The sequence below is a fragment of the Acinetobacter sp. A47 genome, assembly GCF_000805455.1.
Lineage (GTDB): Bacteria > Pseudomonadota > Gammaproteobacteria > Pseudomonadales > Moraxellaceae > Acinetobacter.
On record NZ_JSUS01000049.1, the window covers coordinates 60210 to 80140 of the forward strand.

Below are 19931 nucleotides of genomic sequence, written 5' to 3' on the forward strand. Positions count from 1 at the left end.
TGTGATGAATGGATTTTCAATGACATGATTAAGAAGCGTTTTCAATGACCATCGCCAATCCTTGACCGACACCTATACAGAGGCTCACCACGGCATATTTCTTGTTACGGCGTAGCAGTTCACGTGCAACTGTTAAGGCAAGACGGGCGCCAGAAGCCCCCAGTGGATGACCAACAGCAATCGCACCACCGTTCGGATTGACACGTGGATCATTAAAATCAACATTTAAACCTTTTAAACAAGATAAAACCTGTGAAGCAAAAGCTTCATTAATTTCAATAATGTCCATGTCATCTAAAGTCAGGCCAGCGCGCGCAACAGCTTTTTTAATGGCTTCAATCGGGCCTGCACCCATAATGCGTGGTTCAATACCAGCCGCCGCCGCAGATAAGATTTTTGCCATGGGTTTTAGGCCATATTTTTGACCCGCTGCTTCTGAACCAATCAAGAGTGCTGCTGCACCATCATTAATACCTGAAGCATTACCAGCTGTAACCACGCCACCTTCAAACAGCGGTTTTAACTTTGTGAGTGCTTCAACCGTTGAGCTTGGGCGAGGGTGTTCATCTTCTGAAACCAGTTTAGGCGGCAATTTTTTGCCTTGGAAAACCTCAATTGGGGTAATTTCATCGGCGAAGAAACCTTCTTCTTTGGCTTTTTGATATTTGGCTTGTGATTGAGCGGCAAATAAGTCAGCTTGTTCACGGCTAATCCCAAACTCGGCTGCAACGTTATCGCCTGTTTCAGGCATTGAATGACCGCCGTACTGCGCAATAATTTTTTTATTTGGAAAGCGAGAGCCAATGGTGGTGTCATAAATTTTTGCATCACGGCTATAAGCACTTTCTGCTTTACCCATCACAAAGGGTGCACGTGACATACTTTCTACACCACCTGCGATATACAAATCGCCTTCACCACAAGTAATGGCACGTGCCGAGTCAATCACAGTGCCTAAACCACTCGCACATAGGCGGTTTATTGTCTGGCCCGGTACGGTAACGGGTAAACCGGCAAGTAATAATGCATTTCGTGCCACATTACGGCTATCTTCACCCGCCTGGTTGGTGTCACCTAAAATCACATCTTCAATATCCGCACCCGGAATACCAGTTTTTTCTAGTAGTTTTTGAATGACCGTTGCTGCTAAATCATCAGGGCGAATGGAGGCAAGTTCACCTGCATGACGGCCAAATGGACTGCGTAAACCATCATAAATATAAGCATTTAACATTGAGAAATTCCTTTTCAAAATCCAGAATTAAAAGTAAGTGGTAAATTTAAAGCGACGCGACGTTGTAACCATGGGCTAGGGCGGTAACGTGGGTCATGCGTAAGTGCTGTTATACGGTTCAGAATGAGTAAGATTTTTTGGCTGCCGACATGATCGCCCCATTCAATTGGGCCAAATGGATAGCCCAGACCTAAGCGGACAGCAGCATTGATATCATCGACCGTTGCAATATTTTGTTGAGCAATATCGCAGCCTAAATTAATCACCATGGCTAAAACACGTTGTGCAACAAAGCCGATACTTTCTGCAATCATGCTGACCATCCCGCCATCCAGATTGAAAATCGAGTGGGCGGCCTGACGATATTCGGTTTTTGTGATCAGTGAGGGCATTAAGGTGCGGTGTTTATCAATACCATACAGCATGTCTATCGCAACAGCTTGTTCAGGGTTAACCCTTAAGCGTATAGCTGCTTGAGTTGTATCTTCACCGTAACAAGCGAGCAAACATAAGCTATCTGTTTGAGGTTCGGGGTTAGTGTCTATGTCGATATTTTGCTGAGTTAAATAATCTTCGAGCTGTTTTTTATCTTCAGGAAAATCGGCTGCAATCCAAACTTTAGGGTATTGTGCTAAACGCTCTACAAACTGGGCAGGTTGTTCACCTGTTTTTTCACCCGTTGCATAATTATAAAAACCTTGCTTGACCTTACGTCCAAGCTGTTTTGCTTCCAGCATTTGTTTGGTCAGTGGATTGGGTTTGTAGCGGGCTTCTTCATAATATTGATGATAAATCGACTCCATGACCGGATGGGAAACATCCAGTCCTGTGAGGTCCATCAGCTCGAATGGTCCCATTCTAAAACCGACACCATCGCGTAAAATACGGTCAATTTCACTGATATCACAAACATTTTCATTTAAAATTTTGAGTGCTTCCGTGCCATAAGCGCGACCCGCATGGTTAATAATAAATCCAGGCGTATCCTTGGCCACGACAGGATGATGTCCAAATGCGCGAGACAGTTCAATTAATGCTTGAATAATCGCCGGATCGGTTTTCAAGCCTTGAATGACTTCAACCACTTTCATGAGCGGAACGGGATTAAAGAAATGAAAACCGGCCACACGTTCAGGTTTATTACAGTTCGCGGCAATTGCAGTAATCGAAAGAGAGGAGGTGTTGGATGCTAAAATGGTGTGTTCAGAAACCACTGCTTCAAGCTGCTGCATCAAACTTTGTTTGATATCCAGACGTTCAATAATCGCTTCTACAATCAGGTCACAGCCTTTTAAATCTTCCAGTTGATGTGCAACAACTAAGTTCTTGTTTGTTGCCGCCGCCTGTTCAGTTGTGATTTTATTCTTATCGACCAGCTTCTGGAAGGTTGCGGCCAGTTTATCTTTTGCCTGTTCAGCTGCACCTGCTTTGGTGTCGTATAGATAAGTGATATGACCTGACTGTGCAGCAATTTGAGCAATACCACTGCCCATGACACCTACACCAATCACAGCCATGCTTTTAATATCATAAGTCATGTCGATCATCCTGATGATTAATCTATATTTGAAATTAAACGGAAAAATAGGGTTGGGTGATTTAGCCTAAGCATTGTTTATCACCATCAATGGGTAAGATTTGCCCTGAAATTGAGCGACCACTCTCTGACGCTAAAAATAGGCATAAATCTGCAATATGTTCTGGATTGACAAAATATTTGAGCGACTGGTTTTTCAGTGCATTTTGAGTCACTTCTTCAAGTGAGGTATGTGCTACATCGGCACGGGCCTGTAATACACGTTGAACCCGATCACCATCGACTGCACCCGGAAGAATGACGTTAACCCGAATATTATCTGCACCGAGTTCCATAGACAGGGTTTTGGTAAAACCGATCAGCCCCCATTTGGAGGTAGAATAAGCCAGTCGGTATGGATAGCCTAAGCGTCCGGCAATAGACGACATATTGATAATCACGCCTGCCTGTGCTTGCTTTAAATAGGGAATGGCTAACTGGGTAATTAAAAAAGTGCTATTCAGGTTTAAATTAATCACCGTGTTCCAATCTTCAAAACTTAACTTGTCTGCGGCCACGGTCGGGCCTGAGATGCCTGTGTTATTGACTAAAATATCGATACCGCCAATTGTCTGAATGGCTTGACTAAACATCAGTTTAATTTGTTCATGATCAGCCAAATCACAGGTATATATGTGCAGCTTTGGATAAGCTTGTTGAAATTGTTCCAGGCTTTTAGCATTAATATCGCAAACAAAAACTTCGTCCTGATTGTTTAAAAATGCTTCGGCAATGCATCGTCCAATCCCTGAACCAGCTGCACTAATCAATACTTTTCTGGCCATTTTCATTCCTTTGTTATTATGGTTCTAAATTATTTACCTTGATACGACGGCTTACGCTTTTCGATAAAAGCTTGAATGCCTTCATTTTTATCTTCGGTCGAAAACAGTAACTGGAAGGCTTTTCGTTCTAGCGTTAAGCCTGCATTTAATGGAACATCTTCGCTCATTAGCGCAACTTCTTTAATTTGTTGCAGGGCAATCGGCGGCATTTTTGCGAGGCTTTGTGCCATTTGAATTGCAGTTGGAATGGTCTGGTCATCTTCTGTGACTTGTGAAACCAGACCAATGGTATAAGCTTCTTCGGCTTTGATCATGGCGCCCGTCATAATCATGCGCATGGCATGGAATTTACCGACAGCACGGAATAAACGTTGGGTACCGCCAGCACCCGGCATTAATCCGACTTTAATTTCCGGTTGACCAAAGGTTGCGCCTTTACCTGCAATAATAATATCGGCATGCATTGCAAGTTCGCAGCCCCCACCTAATGCATAACCATTTACGGCAGCAATCACGGGTTTAGGGCATTGGGCAATCGCATTCCAGTAGCGTTCTGTATGACGGAGTAGCATTTCAGTTGAAGTTGCGGTCGCCATTTCCTTGAGATCTGCTCCCGCAGCAAACACTTCTTCTCCACCGGTCAGCACAATGGCATGAATAGCATCATTGAAACTTAACTCGGTGAATGTCTGGGCCAGCTGCTTGCGGACTTCTGTATTTAAGGCATTTTTGGCTTCTGGCCGGTTAATTATAACGATCGCTAGTTTGGATGTGGAATAGTCAACTTTTATGAAACTGTTCCCTGTTGTTTTGCTCATTTTTGAATTCCTTGTTTCGCATGTCAAAACTTTATTCTTTTAATGATGCTTATTTTGAAACTTATTTCAAGCGGTTTTTAGCTTTTGAAGAGATGTTTATCCTGATTATTATTCTAAGTATTTGATATTTAATATTGATGAATTTTTAAATTTCGTTAAACGAAATTAATTTTCAAAAAGTCTTGAATTTTTGGTTTTTGTTCTCGTACTATGAAACAGATCCACAGTAAACAAGATTTAAAACATCGTAGTCAGATCAAACCGGAAGGGCGAAAGAATACGATGAGATGAAAAGTATATAAAAAGGGAGATCAATGATGATCCGTGATGAAGGGATGTTGCAGCAGTTACTCTCAACCATTCGAAATTTTGTAAAAAACGAGTTAATTCCACGTGAGCATGAAGTTGCAGAACAGGACAAAATTCCTGATGACATCGTGCAGCAAATGCGTGAGCTGGGATTGTTCGGGCTGACCATTCCGGAAGAATATGGTGGGCTGGGTATTACCATGGAAGAAGAGGTCAATGTCGCATTTGAACTGGGACAGACGTCACCGGCATTCCGTTCCTTGATTGGAACCAATAATGGCATTGGTTCTAGTGCGATCCTGATTGATGGTACAGAAGAGCAGAAGCAAAGGTATCTGCCACGCTATGCCAGCGGTGAAATTATTGGTTCATTTTGTTTGACTGAACCTGAAGCAGGCTCTGATGCTGCTTCTTTAAAAACCAGGGCGGTCAAAGACGGTGATTTTTATATATTAAACGGAACCAAACGTTTTATTACCAATGCACCTCATGCGGCAACGTTTACGGTTATGGCTCGCACCAATCCTGACATTAAAGGTGCAGGTGGGATCTCTGCTTTTTTAGTTGAAGCCAATACACCGGGTATTACCTTAGGCAAAATTGACCAAAAAATGGGGCAAAAGGGTTCGCATACCTGTGATGTGATTTTTGAAAACTGTCGCGTGCCTGCTTCTGCACTGATTGGTGGGGTAGAAGGTGTCGGTTTTAAAACCGCCATGAAGGTGCTGGATAAAGGGCGTTTGCACATTGGAGCCTATAGCGTGGGTGTTGCTGAACGCATGCTAAATGACGCATTGCACTATGCCATTGAGCGTAAGCAGTTTGGTCAGCCGATTGCAAACTTCCAGCTGATACAAGCCATGCTTGCCGACTCAAAAGCCGAGATTTATGCGGCCAAATGCATGGTTCTGGATGCAGCCCGTCGCCGTGATAATGGCGAAAACATGAGTACCGAAGCCTCTTGCGCAAAAATGTTTGCGACCGAAATGTGCGGACGCGTTGCCGACCGCTGTGTGCAGATTCATGGGGGGGCAGGCTATATCAGTGAATATGCGATTGAGCGTTTTTACCGTGATGTTCGTTTGTTCCGTTTATATGAGGGAACCACTCAGGTTCAACAAATTATTATTGCAAAAAACATGATTCGGGAAGCGACCTCCTAATAAATACCAAGTGTGATGAGGCGAGGATGCCTCATGATTCCTACTGAGGATAAGGACATGACAACACAAACACTTATACAAAATATAGGTCGCGAGGAAGCGATCCAGACACCGAAAAAAATTTGGATTACGGCATTTATTTTTTGTTTTTTTACCTTGTTATGTGATGGTGCCGATATTGGAATTTTGGCCTTTACTTTAACCAGTCTAAAGGCTGAGTTTGGTTTAACCAGTGTACAGGCTGGGGCATTAGGAAGCTGGTCAATCTTAGGTATGGCCGTTGGAGGACTCATTGGTGGCTGGGCAAGTGACCGCTTTGGCCGAGTCCGGATTATTGTCATTTCTACAGCTGCTTTTGCAATACTGTCCTCTTGTACCGGGTTTAGCCAGTCTTATGAACAAATTGTGATTTTGCGAACAATTACTTGTTTAGGCTTAGGCTGCTTATATATTGCCTGCAATACACTTATGTCCGAACTGGTTCCAACCAAATATAGAACCACAGTGCTTGCTACGCTCATGACCGGTTATACCTTGGGTTCTCTGACCATTACTGGCTTATCAGGATGGATCATTCCTGAGTTTGGCTGGCGCATGCTATATTTTATTACGATTATTCCTATCCTGCTTGCTGTTTTAATGTTTTTTCTCGTACCTGAGCCAGAATCATGGAAAAAGGTCCGGGCATTAAAACTTGCAAACCCTGAAGCCTATTCAGCCAAGAAAAGCCAGAACCCGTATATCGCACTATTTAAAGACAAAAAGCACGGCAAGATGTTTATGTTATGGTCATTTAGCTCGGGTTTTTTACTGTTCGGTTATTTTGGTGTAAGTAACTGGCTGCCTTCTTATCTTGAAGCAGAGTTAGGCATTAAATTTAAGGAAATGGCGGTCTACATGGTGGGTACTTTCTTAACCATGATGTTTGCCAAGGTTCTTGCCGGTTTTATCGCTGACAAGATTGGCCGGCGTATCGTATTTGCCTTTGGAACTATGGGAACTGCACTATTTATTCCGGTAGTTATCTATTTTCATACGGCCGGAAATATTGGCTGGTTAATGCTGATTTTTGGATTTCTCTACGGGATTCCTTATGCCATCAATGCAACTTACCTAACAGAAAGTTTTCCAACCTCGATTCGCGGCACAGCAGTGGGTGGGGCATTTAACATTGGACGTATTGGTGCAATCTTTGCCCCAGTTGCGATTGGTTATCTGGCAACGCATAACTCGATTGGTGCTGGTTTGCTTTTAATGGGAATCGCTTATTTTATTTGTGGATTAATTCCGACGCTATTCATTAAAGATCGCCTATACGATCCTCAAAAAGCTGAATAATAAGGAGAACAATAAAATGATCAATAAAATTACAAGTGATATTGAAGCGGTTTTAAAGAAAATTCCAGATGGAGCAACCATTATGACAGGTGGTTTTGGTACCACCGGGCAACCTGAAGCACTAATCGAGGCTCTGATTGATCTGGGGCCAAAAGAGCTGACGATCATTAATAATAATGCCTCGTCCGGCCCTAATGGTCTGACTAAATTATTTTTGGCCGGACTGGTAAAGAAACTGGTTTGCTCCTTTCCCAAATCGGTTAGCTCAACAGTTTTTCCAGAGATGTACCGTGCCGGAAAAATCGAGCTGGAACTGGTGCCGCAAGGTAATCTGGCATGCCGTATCCAGGCTGCAGGTGCTGGATTGGGAGCCATTTTCACTCCGACAGGTTATGGAACCAAAATTGCTGAAGGTAAGGAAACCCGAACCATTAACGGTAAAAACTATGTGCTTGAATATCCGATTGATGCTGATTTTGCCTTGATCTATGCCGACAAGGCTGATCGCTGGGGCAATTTAACTTACCGCAAAGCTGCCCGAAACTTTGGGCCGATTATGGCCAAGGCTGCAAAAACGACCATTGTTCAGGTCAATCAGACCGTAGAGCTGGGGAGTCTTGATCCTGAGTGCATTATTACCCCCGGAATTTTTGTACAGCATGTTGTAAAAGTGGGAGATATCTGATGTCAGTTCAAAAACGTTCTCGTGAAGAGATTGCAATGCTGATTGCACAAGATATTCCCGAAGGTGCATATGTCAATCTGGGCATTGGATTACCGACGAATGTCGCCAAGTATCTACCAAAGGGTAAAGAAATTTTTCTGCATTCTGAAAATGGTGTTCTGGCTTTTGGCCCGCCGCCACAACCCGGCGAAGAAGATGAGGATCTGGTCAATGCTGGCAAGGAGTTGGTGACCTTGCTGGAGGGTGGCTGTTTTATGCATCATGGCGATTCTTTTGACATTATGCGTGGCGGGCATCTGGATATTTGTGTCATTGGTGCCTTTCAGGTTGCGGTGAATGGGGATTTAGCCAACTGGCACACCGGCAAAGCTGATGATGTACCTGCTGTAGGCGGGGCAATGGATTTGGCGGTGGGCGCTAAAAGTATTTATGTATATATGGAACATGTCACCAAAAAAGGTGAGGCAAAAATTGTTGAAGCACTCACATATCCCATTACTGGCGAGCAATGTGTCGACCGTATTTACACCGATTTATGCATTATCGAGCTTAGAGATCACAAAGCGTATGTCAAGGAAATGGTACCCGGCCTAAGTTTTGATGAATTACAGGCGCTGACAGCCTGTCCATTGATTGATGCGCGAGTGGCTTAACTGAAGCACACGGAAACAAGTATCTTAAAGGATTAAAAGATGAAAAAAATAATTTTAGCTGCAGCTTGCGCTGCGGCTTCAGGGACTCTTTTTGCCAATACACCAACTTCAACAGAGCAAAGGATCAACCTGTTAGAAACCGAATTGCAAAAATTAAAGGCAGAGCTGCAAGCACAAAAGCAGACACAGACTGGCTTGCAGGTTAAACAGGCAAAAATTGAAGAAAATGTAGAGAAAAAAATCACTGCCGAGACGGCAAAGCCGATTGCACCGTCATGGGTGACCTGGACCGATAATGTTAAGGTGTACGGAATCGCCCGGCTAGATGCCGCAGTTGATTTTAAATCGTCACCCGATTCAGGCGGAAGAACCACCAGCAGTATTTATCGGACTCCATTTGAAAATGATAAACGCGCGAATCATTCCCGTTCCGATGCAAGTATTAATGCCAGCCGTCTTGGAGTGTATTTCAACAGTCCTGACAAGGCGGTCACAGGCAATGTCGAAGCTGATTTTTTTGACAGTTCCAATATGGGAACGGGTGATGGCAAGTTCCGAATACGCCATGCTTATTTTACCTATAAAGACTGGACCTTTGGTCAAACATGGTCACTCATGTCTAACATGGAAACGCGAACCGAGTCCGTCGATTACACCCAGTTTATGGGAACCTCTTATACCCGTACGCCGCAAGTGCGTTATGACTGGAAAATTGACCAGCATCATGACCTGAAAGTTGCTTTGGAGCATACCGGATCGCGGGTTTCTGCTTTTCCTTCATTGACGGGGCGATATACCTTTAAGCAAGGACCTCTAATAGCTTTGGCGCAAGGTTTCGTGAACGAAAAATCAGTCGATGTTGCCAAAGATACGGTCAAGAAAGTCAGTTGGGGAGCAGGGGCCGGTTTAAAATACCAACTTGATCCGCAGCAATCTGTTCAGGCGAACTATCAATATATTGTGGGGGATCAGAAGTTCATGCCCTATACCACCCAAAGTGGTCTGGCAAATGCAACGGCTTTGAATGCAGCAGGTGATTTCTCTTTAGACCAGGATAAAACCGATTTGCTCATGAATAAACTGCATAGCTTTAATATTGGTTATTCATATAAATTCAATGATCAGTGGCGTAGCAATCTATCTGCTTCTTTATTTGAATATGATGACAATACTGAATATGCCAAGCTGAATCAGGATGCGAATAAACGTTTAACCGACTATGCTGCCAATGTCTTTTACTCGCCTGCCGAGCAAATCGATATCGGGCTTGAATATCATCAGGGTAAACGTGCAGTATTTGACGGCAGAACAGCGGATGTCTCACGTCTTAACTTTGTATCGATGTACAAGTTTTAACAATAGGACAGGCTAAATGGAAAGAATAGTTGAATCCAATGCAGAAAATATATTGTCAAAAAGCTTTATTCTTATTATGGCAATGACATGTGGCATTTGCGCGGGTTCAAACTATTATAACCAGCCCTTAATCTATTCAATTGCAGAAGCATTAAAAGTCAATGCCGATCAAGTCGCCTTAACCATTGTGATTAGCCAACTGTCATATGCAGTTGGCCTTTTTATATTGGTTCCCTTAGGCGACTTTTTTGAAAAGCGCAGGTATATTTGCTTGCTCATGTGCTGTACTGGTCTTGCACAAGTAGGACTATCTTTAAGTCAAACCTTGCCAGCTTTATATGGCTTTACCTTTTTAGCCACATTCTTTTCGATTGCAACTCAAGTTTTGGTTCCTTTTGCCGCAGGTTTAGCCAGCCCGAAAAAAAGTCCTCAAGTTGTAGGCACCCTCATGAGTGGTTTGTTCTTGGGAATATTATTGGCACGTTCTATTGCAGGCTTACTTTCTACAGTTTGGTCTTGGCATGCGGTTTATTTAATTAGCGGAATTGTCATTTTGGTGTTTGCTTGGGTAATGTGGGTAAAGTTACCAGTTACGCGCAAATCCCATCAACTCAATATACTACAGATTTATGCTTCACTATTTTCATTAGCAGCTCACCAGCCGCATTTACTACGCCGTGGTCTGGCGGGGGGAATTGGCTTTGGTATTTTGGCTCTGATTTTTACCACCATGACTTTTATTTTGGCGAATGAGCCTTATCATTTTAACGATTTCCAGATTGGTTTATTTGGGATTGTCGGCTTGGCTGGTGTGTTTGCGACCCCTTGGGCGGGCAAGAAAATTGCAGCAGGTCTTGAGAATAAAATTGCAGTGATTTGCATGGGGTTATTAATGAGTGCATGGATACCCCTATTTTTTGCTCAGCAGTCTCTGCTTGCCTACGCTGTTGGTGTGATTATGGCGTACTTCGGTTTGTCAGCATTTCATGTGCTTAACCAAAATTTGGTTTACCGGATTTCGGCCGAGGCACGTTCCCGTATTAATTCAATTTATATGACCTTATATTTTGGCGGAGCCGCCTTAGGTTCTTTTATTGCGGTGTATGCTTGGAAACATTGGGGATGGGAAGCATGTGCAGCCTTAGGTTTAGCGATGGCAATGTTAAGTTTCGTGATTGATCGCTTAGATTTTTATGAAATGAACAAGATAGCAAAGCAAGAAAAAGCTCCATAAACAGGAGCTTTAAAATTTTATTATTTGCGAATAATCATTAAGGTTGCCGAAGCAAAAGCATAGACCTTGCCGCTTTCATCTAAAATTTTACCTTGTGTAGTAATGATATTGCGGCCAGCATTAATCAACTCGGCCGTCGCATAGTAAGACGTATCAACCTGCATGGGGCGGATCATTTTTACATTTAAATCAATAGTGCCATAGCCAACACCATGTTCAAGTAGGGTATGGGCCGCACTGCCTGTCGCCGTATCTAAAGCTGTAGCACAAAAACCACCATGCACGCCACCTTGTATATTTCGATGCTGCTGCCCAGGTGTAACTTTATAGATGGCTTTGCCTTTAGAGACCTCTATTAATTCCATTGGAATGGTGTGGGCCATCGGGGAAGCAGGAATTTCACCATTTTTTAAGGCGGTTAAGAACTCAAGACCTGTGTATTTGTGCTGCTCCATATATCGTCCTTGAAGGTTGTTGAATAATAGATTTACCATACTATAATTTGCTTTTATACGAAATAAAATTTTGCAATACAAAACTTTTTATTTGTCTCTGGTTTTTATGTCTAGGTATTGTTGTTTCATATTTTTAATTAAAATATAAATGCTTATAGATATTCTGTGAATGTTCATCCCGATTTTTACAAAATAAAATTGTTTAAAATGAAAATTAATTTTGCAATATGAAATTAATTTGATATTTTTGAATGATGGAACAATAAAAGCCAGTGAAGGAAATACAAGGTGGTTGGCCTGAGCGCCAGACCCTGTCAGAAGGAAAGAATTATGCCTTTATATCAAGCACCCTTACGTGATATGCAATTTGTACTGCATGAATTGCTTCAAACGGAACAGAACTATCAAAAATTACCTAAATATCAGGAAGCCTTTAGCCGTGAGCTGATTGATCAGTATCTTGAAGCAGCGGCAGATTTTTGTGTAAATGAGTTGGCGCCGATTAATCAGCAGGGAGATCAGCAAGGTTGTCATTTATCTCAAGGTATGGTGTCAACGCCACAGGGATTTAAATCGGCTTATGAAAAATATGTAGAGCTCGGCTTTACCTCGCTTACTGCAGACCCGGAATATGGCGGTCAGGGTTTACCAACCTTACTACGCATCTCGATTTCAGAAATGTTGTGTGGTTCTAACTGGGCGTGGGCCATGTATCCTGGTCTGTCGCACGGCGCGATGCGTACCATTGAACATCATGGTACTGAACAGCAAAAACACCGCTTTTTAACCAAGCTGATTGCCGGAGTCTGGACAGGTACCATGTGCCTGACAGAATCACATGCAGGTTCAGATTTGGGGTTGATCCGGACGAAAGCTGTGCCAAATCCCGATGGCAGCTATGCAATTACCGGAGAAAAAATTTTTATTTCTGCTGGTGAACATGATCTGGCAGAAAATATTATCCATATCGTATTGGCCCGTTTACCGGATGCACCTACGGGTACCAAAGGTATTTCGTTGTTCATTGTGCCCAAATTTAATGTCGATGATCAGGGAAATATCCAGAACCGAAACAATGTGCTGTGTAGTGCGATTGAACACAAGATGGGGATTCATGGCAATGCCACCTGTGTTTTAAATTTTGATGCTGCAAAAGGCTATCTGATTGGTCCTGAAAACCGTGGACTCAACTGTATGTTTACCTTTATGAATACAGCCCGGATTGGCACTGCTGTACAAGGACTGGCTGCATCCGAGATTTCATTTCAAGGTGCTTTAGCTTATGCCAAAGAACGGCTGGCGATGCGATCTTTATCTGGTGCAAAATATCCTCAGAAAAATGCAGACCCGATTATTGTTCATCCGGCTGTACGTACAATGCTGATGACCCAAAAAGCGTTTTCTGAAGGGGGGCGGGCACTGGCTTATCTATTGGCCCAGCATGTCGATATTGTTGAGAGCTCAGATGATGTTGAACAACGACAAAAATCAGATGAGTTACTGGCTTTATTAACACCTATTGCTAAAGCCTTTTTAACTGAAACTGGAAATGAATCTGCCAAGCATGGCGTGCAGGTCTTTGGTGGACATGGTTTTATTGTTGAACATGGCATGGAACAAATTGTGCGTGACGCAAGGATTTCCACCTTGTATGAGGGCACCACTGAAATCCAGTCTTTAGACTTGTTGGCGCGTAAAGTACTCAAGACGGAAGGAAAGCTGTTAAACCACATGACGGGTTTAATCCAGGAGTTTATTGAGCAGAACCAGTCAGATCAAGCACTGTCTGTATATTTGGAAAAGCTGGATGAACTCAAACAGCAATGGTTGTCGATCACTCGTAAAATTGCAGAAAAAGCCAGACAAAATCCGGAAGAAATTGGCGCAGTTTCTGTCGACTATCTGTTTTTTTCTGGGTATGTCGTATTTGCTTATCTATGGGCCCGTATGGCAAAGGTGGCACTTGAAAAGCTTTCAGATGGAGTGCCAGATACAAAGTTTTATCAGGCCAAGCTCAGCACTGCCAAGTTTTTCTACCAGAAATTATTGCCACGGACTCAAATGCATGCTGCTGCTATTGCCTCAGGAGCTGAGGCAGTGATGGAGCTTGATGAAGACGCATTTTCATTTTAAGGCCAGTCTTCAATGATGGGTATTATATGGATGGTAGAGATAAATGGATTTTGAACATATTTTGATACGTCAGAAAAATCGTGTGGGCTATTTGATGCTGAATCGTCCAGAAGTGCTCAATAGTTTCAACGAACAGATGCATTATGAGATTGCTGCTATTTTAGACCAGTGGGCGAATTCTACCGAGATCAAGGTTATTGTGATAACCGGTTCCGGCAAAGGTTTTTGTGCCGGACAAGATTTAAGATCGCGGGGGAAGGATGTTATTGCTGCGCCAGATTATGATGCGGGAGCGGCTTTAGAAAAATTCTACAATCCTCTGGTACTTAAAATCACAAACATGACCAAGCCCGTTATCGCTGCGGTGAATGGCGTGGCTGCTGGTGCAGGTGCCAATCTGGCATTGGCCTGTGATTTGGTCGTGGCGAAACAGTCTGCTACCTTTATACAGTCTTTTTGCAAGGTTGGTCTAATTCCGGATGCGGGGGGTACGTGGAGCTTACTGCAACTGGCCGGTTTGGCCCGTGCAAAAGGACTGGCCATGCTGGGAGAAAAGCTCTCTGCCCAAAAAGCCTTGAATTGGGGACTGATTTGGGACATTTATGAAGATGAGGTTTTTGAACAACAGGTCGTTGAACTGGCTGAGCGGTTAGCTGCACAGCCTGGCAGTTCGATTGCATTGATTAAAAAAGCATTCAACCATGCCACAGATAACACACTTGCCGAGCAGTTACAGCTGGAACGTGAGTTGCAGTGTATTGCTGGCCGATCGGATAATTATCAAGAAGGCGTGGCGGCATTTATGGAAAAGCGAAAACCCAACTTTAATTAGGTTAATTGAAAATCCAAGATGTTTTACATCTTGAAAATAATCAAAACAGTGCTGTATGTCATAAGCACCTGAACACAGGATAATACATGAGCTTAAAAGAGAAGGTTTCGGTCACTGAATGGGAAGCCCGTTGTCAGCTAGCAGCCTTGTATCGTTTGATTGCGTACTATCGTATGACAGATTTGATCGATACCCATATCAGTCTACGTGTACCAGATGAAAAAGGACATTTCCTGATCAATCATTATGGAATTCCATTTGAGAAAATGAAAGCCTCCGATCTGGTTAAGATTGATGGTGAAGGCAAGATTGTTGAAAACTATGATGCGGGAAAAAATGTGAATGTAGCTGGTTTTGTCATACATTCGGCATTGCACGCAGCCCGCGAAGATATTCATTGTGTGATTCATACCCATACTGCTGACGGAATTGCTGTTTCCGCTCAAAAGCATGGTTTGTTACCCATTTCTCAACATGCCTTGAAGTTTTATAAAAAAGTCAGTTATCACGAGTATGAAGGTGTCGCACTATCGACTGAGGAAAGAGTACGGCTGGTTCAGGACCTGGGCGATCATCGTGTCATGATTTTAAGAAATCATGGATTGCTGGCAACAGGAGATAGCGTACAGCGTGCCTTCCATGAAATTTATTTTCTGGAACGTGCCTGTCAGGCCCAGATCAAGGCAATGGCTGGTGGCGCAGAATTACATTTTCCTTCCGAAGCGGTGTGTGAACATACAAGCAGACAGTTTGAAGCCAATGGCGTAGAAAAAATTATCTTGAATGCATGGCATGCGGCACTTTCTTTAATTGAGCAACAACGTGAGGAATATTGCTCATGATTGTAATTGCCACCACTGTACCCAAGGTTCAAAGATGGCTGGAAGATGCTTTTTTACACTATGCTCCCCCAGGTTCGTACTGTCTGGCAGAGAGTGAACAAGCCCAGTTCGCCACCACGGCAGTTTCATGGTTTCCTGATCTTGATCAGCTGGAAAAATTACCGGCATTAAAACTGGTTCATTCGATGGCGGCAGGCGTTGAACATCTCGATCTGGCTCGAATCGCTACCCGGTATAAAGTCTGTCGTGTTGTGGATGAATTACATCAAAAAGGCATGTTTGATTATTTGCAATGGGGCATTTTATATTATCAACGTTTTTTCGATCAGGCTTTTGCTCAAAAGAAGCAACAACGCTGGCGGCAATATCCGCAACGTGCACATGCTGACGTGAAAATCGGGATTATGGGGCTTGGGCAAATGGGGCATATATGGCCAGACAATTTGCTGCACTGGGGTATCCGGTTGCTGGCTGGTCACGGACTCCTAAACAGATTGCACAGGTCACATGCTATGCCGGTGATGAAGGTTTTCATCAATTTTTGGGACAGGCTGAAATACTGATTAATTTATTGCCGCTTACGGCAAGTAATCAGGGCATTTTATCAAAATCTTTATTTGATCGACTTCCTGATCAGGCCTGTATCATCAATTGTGGACGTGGTCAGCATCTGGTTGAACAAGATTTATTAAATTATCTGGATTCTGGACGTTTACGTGGGGCGATTCTGGATGTTTTTGTAAAAGAACCCTTGGCTGAAAATCATCCGCTTTGGCAACATGAAAAAGTGGTGATCACTCCGCATGTTGCTTCCCATGCACCCTGGCCAGTTGTGGTCAACCAGATTCTGGAAAATGACCAGCGTGTCAGGCAGGGGCAGGCTTTGTTGAATCAGGTTGATACATTGAAAGGTTATTAAACCCGCAAATAGCCACTTTGCAAGCATCCATTTGTATGGACTCTGGATCAGCTGGCTGAGCATATCCTTTTTGCTTGGAAATGCCCAGCCTTGCCACTAAACTTTATCAGAGAGCTGTTTGGACAACTCATCCCAACGCTGTTTTGCTGCGTCCATTGCCTGCATTTTGATATGACCAAAGCCACGGACTTCGGCAGGTAACTGCGCGATCTGTTTAGCCACGTTCAAATCATATTGTTGTGGTGCGGCAACCAGTGCTTTAACAAAGTCCATATAACGGTCACGCCATGCCTGTTCATGGCGACGTTCTTCCTGACGTGCAAATGGATCAAGAAAAGTTTCACGAAGCCACTGTAATCGTGCAAGTAGCATCATCGGGAAACGCATCCAGTAACCGAAGATACGTTTACGTACGTTGGTACCCAGTGTTGGAGGGGCAAGATGATACGACAAGCGTACACCACGGCCAAACTGTGACTCGACCGATTTTTTGAAGCTTGCACCTGTAAGCAGGCGTGCAACCTCATACTCATCTTTATATGCCATTACGCGATACAGCTGTGTCGCAATTGTGGTGGCCAGCTCTTCTGGCAGTGCCTGAGCAGCCTGTTCCGCAAGCGTCTTGTATGTATCGGCATAATTAGCATTCCAGTAGTCCTGCAACCGGACTGATCGGTCGTGGATCAGTTCTGCCAGTGTTAGAGGTTTTTCCTGTTTTGGCAAACTGTCGAGGAGGCGTTTAGCCAGTTCCGGGTCGCTGGCAAGATGGCAACCTACGCGGAAAGCTTCAAGATTCTTATCGACTGCAGTACCGTTCAGCCGGATGGCTTTTTCGATACTTTCACGTAATAGCGGGACTTGTCCGGTTTGCCATGCCATGCCAAGCAAGATCTGGTTGGCAAAAATTGCATCGCCTAATACCTGTGTTGCAATACGCGCAGCAGGGAGGGAGAGCACAGTTCCTTGACGGACGCGACCACGAAGACGGTCAATCAAGTCATTGACCGGTGCATACCAGTCACGTTTATTGATAAAGTCAGAGGTCGGCGAGCCATCTTCATTGACGATCACCATGGCATCCGGTTTAAGACGTGATAAAGCGGCATTACTTCCCGCCACAATGGCATCTGCACCAATCAACAGGTCACATTGATGTTCAGGGATTTTGGTCGAGGAAATCTGTTCATCGTCAGTGGCCAGCTGGATATAGGAGTAAACCGTACCTCCTTTTTGTGCCAGTCCGGCCATGTCCATGACCCGGGTGGCCTTACCTTCCAGATGTGCTGCCATACCCAGTAAAGCACCGACCGTCACTACGCCAGTACCGCCCACACCACCGACCATGATCCGGCTTGGAATGTCATGCAGTTGCGGAATGACGGGCCGCTCAGGCCAGCCTGTGGCAAAACCCTCAAACTTGGCCGGACGTTTCATATCCCGGGTGTGTACCGTCACAAAACTCGGGCAGAAACCTTCCACACAGGTGAAATCCTTATTACAACTGCTCTGGTTAATCTGGCGTTTGGTGCCTAATGGCGTTTCCACAGGCTCAATTGACAGGCAGTTGGACTGTTTGGAACAATCACCGCAGCCTTCACAGATATCACTATTGATAAACAGGCGTTGGGCCGGGTCGGGGTACATATCGCGTTTACGGCGACGACGTTTTTCACTGGCACAGGTTTGTACATAAATCAGGGCAGTCACACCTGAAATCTCACGTAATTGACGTTGCACCGCATCCAGATCATTCCGGTGACGGATTTCTACATTAGGTGCAAGGTGTTCTTCGGCATGTATCAGTTCCGGCTCATCGGTCACAATCACCTGTTTTTTGATGCCTTCGGCATCCAGCTGGCGCGTCAGCTGTGCAACACTCAAATGTCCATCGACATGCTGACCACCAGTCATGGCCACTGCATCGTTATAGAGGATTTTATAGGTAATATTGATATTGGCCGCAATGGCTTGCCGAATCGCCAGGTAGCCGGAATGGAAATAGGTGCCGTCACCAAGATTGGCAAAAATATGCTTCTCGTTGGTAAAATGCGAGGCACCCGCCCAGCTTACACCTTCACCGCCCATTTGCGAGAAGGTTTCAGTCCCACGGTCTAGTGACACCGCAATATAGTGACAACCGATACCGCCTAAGGCGCGACTGCCTTCTGGAACCACCGTGGAGGTGTTGTGCGGACAGCCACTACAGAAATACGGTTTTCGTTCGGCCAGATCCAGCACACGGCGTGATTCCTGTTCTGCTTTTTGCAGTAAATCAACACGATCCTGAATTTGCTGTTTTAAACTTTCAGGCAGCTCCAGTTGCAGAAAACGCGCCGCCAGCATCTTGGCTATCGGTTCAGGCTGGAACTCATAATGTCCAATCAGCGGGGCTTCTTCGATTGAGGTACTCCATTCACCCTTACCATGAATGGCCTTGCCAATTACACGTGGCCGTTGCCCATCAGGCAGGGAATACAGTTCATCCTTGATTTGTGCTTCAATGATCGGACGTTTCTCTTCAACCACAATCAGTTCTTGCAACCCTTTGGCAAACTCACGAATCCCTTGTGGTTCCAGAGGCCAGATCAGCCCGACCTGATAGACACGCAGCCCCAGCTGTTGAGCGGTTTCATCTTCAATACCCAGAATACGCAAGGCTTCAATAGTATCGAGATAGCCTTTACCGCTGGCCACAATCCCGATACGGGCATGGTCACACGGCCAAGTCACGCGATTGAGCTGATTGGCACGGGCATAGGCCAGCACGGCAGGCAGGCGGTGTTGATACAGACGCTGTTCTTGCTGGATACCATGATCTGGCCAGCGGATATGTACGCCATCTTCTGGGAATTTGACCTCAGGCAAGATAGGAACCACACGGTCCAGATCGACCTGAACAGAAGCCGAAGTTTCAACAATTTCACTGACCAGTTTCATGGATGTCCAGACGCCGGCAAAACGTGACATGGCTACCGCATGTACACCCAGATCAAGAATATGCTGTACCGAAGTCGGATAAAAAATCGGAATGCCACAACCGATCATGACATGTTCGGATTGATGCGGCACAGTGGAGGATTTACAGGAATGATCATCGCCAAACAGCGCAACAACACCGCCATGTGGTGCAGTGCCGGCCAGGTTGGCATGCCGCAGCACATCGCCAGAACGGTCAACCCCCGGGCCTTTGCCATACCACCACGAGGTGACACCATCATATTTTCCCTGACCTGCCAGATTGGCTTGCTGGGTACCCCAGATGGCAGTTGCAGCTAAATCTTCATTGATACCGGGTTGAAAGACGACATGGTGATCCTTGAGAATACCGCCAATTTGCCAAAGAAAATTATCATAATTCCCGACCGGGGAACCGCGATAACCAGAAATAAAACCGGCAGTGTGCAGTCCGTTCAATTCATCACGGCGAGTCTGTGCCAGAGGTAAGCGAACGAGTGCCTGAATGCCTGTCATATAGGCTGAACCGTGATCACTGATATATTTATCGTCCAGCGACACATCCTTGGTGGCAATAATTTTTGGAGTAACTTTTGTCGCTATATTCATTTATATCTCCTTAGAATTGTATGTAGTTTGAACTA

At 44.6% G+C, this 19931-nt stretch carries 15 protein-coding genes and 1 pseudogene; 10 read left to right on the forward strand and 6 right to left on the reverse strand.

The annotated features are described in order from the left end of the window. Window positions 1–28: 28 nt before the first annotated feature. The 4 genes from OC23_RS11710 to OC23_RS11725 all read right to left on the reverse strand — a co-directional run bounded on the left by OC23_RS11710 (window position 29) and on the right by OC23_RS11725 (window position 4413). Window positions 29–1234: a 3-oxoadipyl-CoA thiolase gene (locus OC23_RS11710; protein ID WP_038345009.1), complete on the reverse strand. Its 1206-nt coding sequence runs from the start codon at window positions 1232–1234 to the stop codon at window positions 29–31. 14 nt (window positions 1235–1248) lie between these two features. After that, window positions 1249–2772 (reverse strand): 3-hydroxyacyl-CoA dehydrogenase, encoded by a 1524-nt coding sequence (locus tag OC23_RS11715; protein WP_038345011.1) that lies wholly within the window; start codon window positions 2770–2772, stop codon window positions 1249–1251. 61 nt (window positions 2773–2833) lie between these two features. Further along, on the reverse strand, window positions 2834–3595 hold the full coding sequence (locus tag OC23_RS11720) for an SDR family oxidoreductase (protein WP_038345013.1): 762 nt from the start codon (window positions 3593–3595) through the stop codon (window positions 2834–2836). 29 nt (window positions 3596–3624) lie between these two features. Continuing rightward, a complete protein-coding gene (locus tag OC23_RS11725; protein ID WP_038345014.1) occupies window positions 3625–4413 on the reverse strand; it encodes an enoyl-CoA hydratase in 789 nt (262 codons plus the stop codon). A gap of 317 nt (window positions 4414–4730) precedes the next feature. Between OC23_RS11725 and OC23_RS11730 the strand changes: the two genes are divergently transcribed. The 6 genes from OC23_RS11730 to OC23_RS11755 are packed head-to-tail and all read left to right on the forward strand — an operon-like array spanning window position 4731 to window position 11151. Then, on the forward strand, window positions 4731–5885 hold the full coding sequence (locus OC23_RS11730; protein WP_038345015.1) for an acyl-CoA dehydrogenase family protein: 1155 nt from the start codon (window positions 4731–4733) through the stop codon (window positions 5883–5885). A gap of 57 nt (window positions 5886–5942) precedes the next feature. Next, window positions 5943–7223, forward strand: a complete 1281-nt coding sequence (locus OC23_RS11735; RefSeq protein ID WP_052209166.1) for an MFS transporter — start codon at window positions 5943–5945, stop codon at window positions 7221–7223. 16 nt (window positions 7224–7239) lie between these two features. Continuing rightward, the gene (locus OC23_RS11740; protein WP_038345016.1) at window positions 7240–7908 is read left to right on the forward strand and encodes a 3-oxoacid CoA-transferase subunit A; all 669 of its coding nucleotides are present in this window, start codon (window positions 7240–7242) and stop codon (window positions 7906–7908) included. Continuing rightward, the gene (locus tag OC23_RS11745) at window positions 7908–8561 is read left to right on the forward strand and encodes a 3-oxoacid CoA-transferase subunit B (protein ID WP_038345017.1); all 654 of its coding nucleotides are present in this window, start codon (window positions 7908–7910) and stop codon (window positions 8559–8561) included. The genes OC23_RS11740 and OC23_RS11745 overlap by 1 nt, the downstream gene beginning before the upstream one ends. Before the next feature lie 39 nt (window positions 8562–8600). Beyond that, window positions 8601–9917 (forward strand): outer membrane trimeric porin-like protein DcaP, encoded by a 1317-nt coding sequence (gene dcaP, locus OC23_RS11750; protein ID WP_038345018.1) that lies wholly within the window; start codon window positions 8601–8603, stop codon window positions 9915–9917. A gap of 16 nt (window positions 9918–9933) precedes the next feature. Beyond that, window positions 9934–11151: an MFS transporter gene (locus OC23_RS11755; protein ID WP_038345019.1), complete on the forward strand. Its 1218-nt coding sequence runs from the start codon at window positions 9934–9936 to the stop codon at window positions 11149–11151. Between the two features lie 20 nt (window positions 11152–11171). On the opposite strand, the gene OC23_RS11760 is transcribed toward OC23_RS11755, so the two are convergent. Further along, window positions 11172–11606, reverse strand: coding sequence for a PaaI family thioesterase (locus tag OC23_RS11760; protein ID WP_038345020.1), 435 nt, complete (start codon window positions 11604–11606; stop codon window positions 11172–11174). A 330-nt stretch (window positions 11607–11936) separates the two neighbouring features. Between OC23_RS11760 and OC23_RS11765 the strand changes: the two genes are divergently transcribed. The 4 genes and pseudogenes from OC23_RS11765 to OC23_RS11780 all read left to right on the forward strand — a co-directional run bounded on the left by OC23_RS11765 (window position 11937) and on the right by OC23_RS11780 (window position 16332). Next, the gene (locus OC23_RS11765; protein WP_038345021.1) at window positions 11937–13739 is read left to right on the forward strand and encodes an acyl-CoA dehydrogenase C-terminal domain-containing protein; all 1803 of its coding nucleotides are present in this window, start codon (window positions 11937–11939) and stop codon (window positions 13737–13739) included. A 43-nt stretch (window positions 13740–13782) separates the two neighbouring features. Continuing rightward, window positions 13783–14571: an enoyl-CoA hydratase-related protein gene (locus OC23_RS11770; RefSeq protein WP_038345022.1), complete on the forward strand. Its 789-nt coding sequence runs from the start codon at window positions 13783–13785 to the stop codon at window positions 14569–14571. An 86-nt stretch (window positions 14572–14657) separates the two neighbouring features. Continuing rightward, window positions 14658–15413 (forward strand): class II aldolase/adducin family protein, encoded by a 756-nt coding sequence (locus tag OC23_RS11775; RefSeq protein WP_038345024.1) that lies wholly within the window; start codon window positions 14658–14660, stop codon window positions 15411–15413. Beyond that, a pseudogene (locus OC23_RS11780) lies at window positions 15410–16332 on the forward strand (2-hydroxyacid dehydrogenase). The gene OC23_RS11775 and the pseudogene OC23_RS11780 overlap by 4 nt, the downstream one beginning before the upstream one ends. A gap of 96 nt (window positions 16333–16428) precedes the next feature. On the opposite strand, the gene OC23_RS11785 reads toward OC23_RS11780, so the two are convergent. Then, window positions 16429–19896 carry an indolepyruvate ferredoxin oxidoreductase family protein gene (locus OC23_RS11785; RefSeq protein ID WP_038345025.1) on the reverse strand — a complete coding sequence of 1156 codons (3468 nt, stop codon included), beginning with the start codon at window positions 19894–19896 and terminating at the stop codon, window positions 16429–16431. Between the last annotated feature and the right edge of the window lie 35 nt (window positions 19897–19931).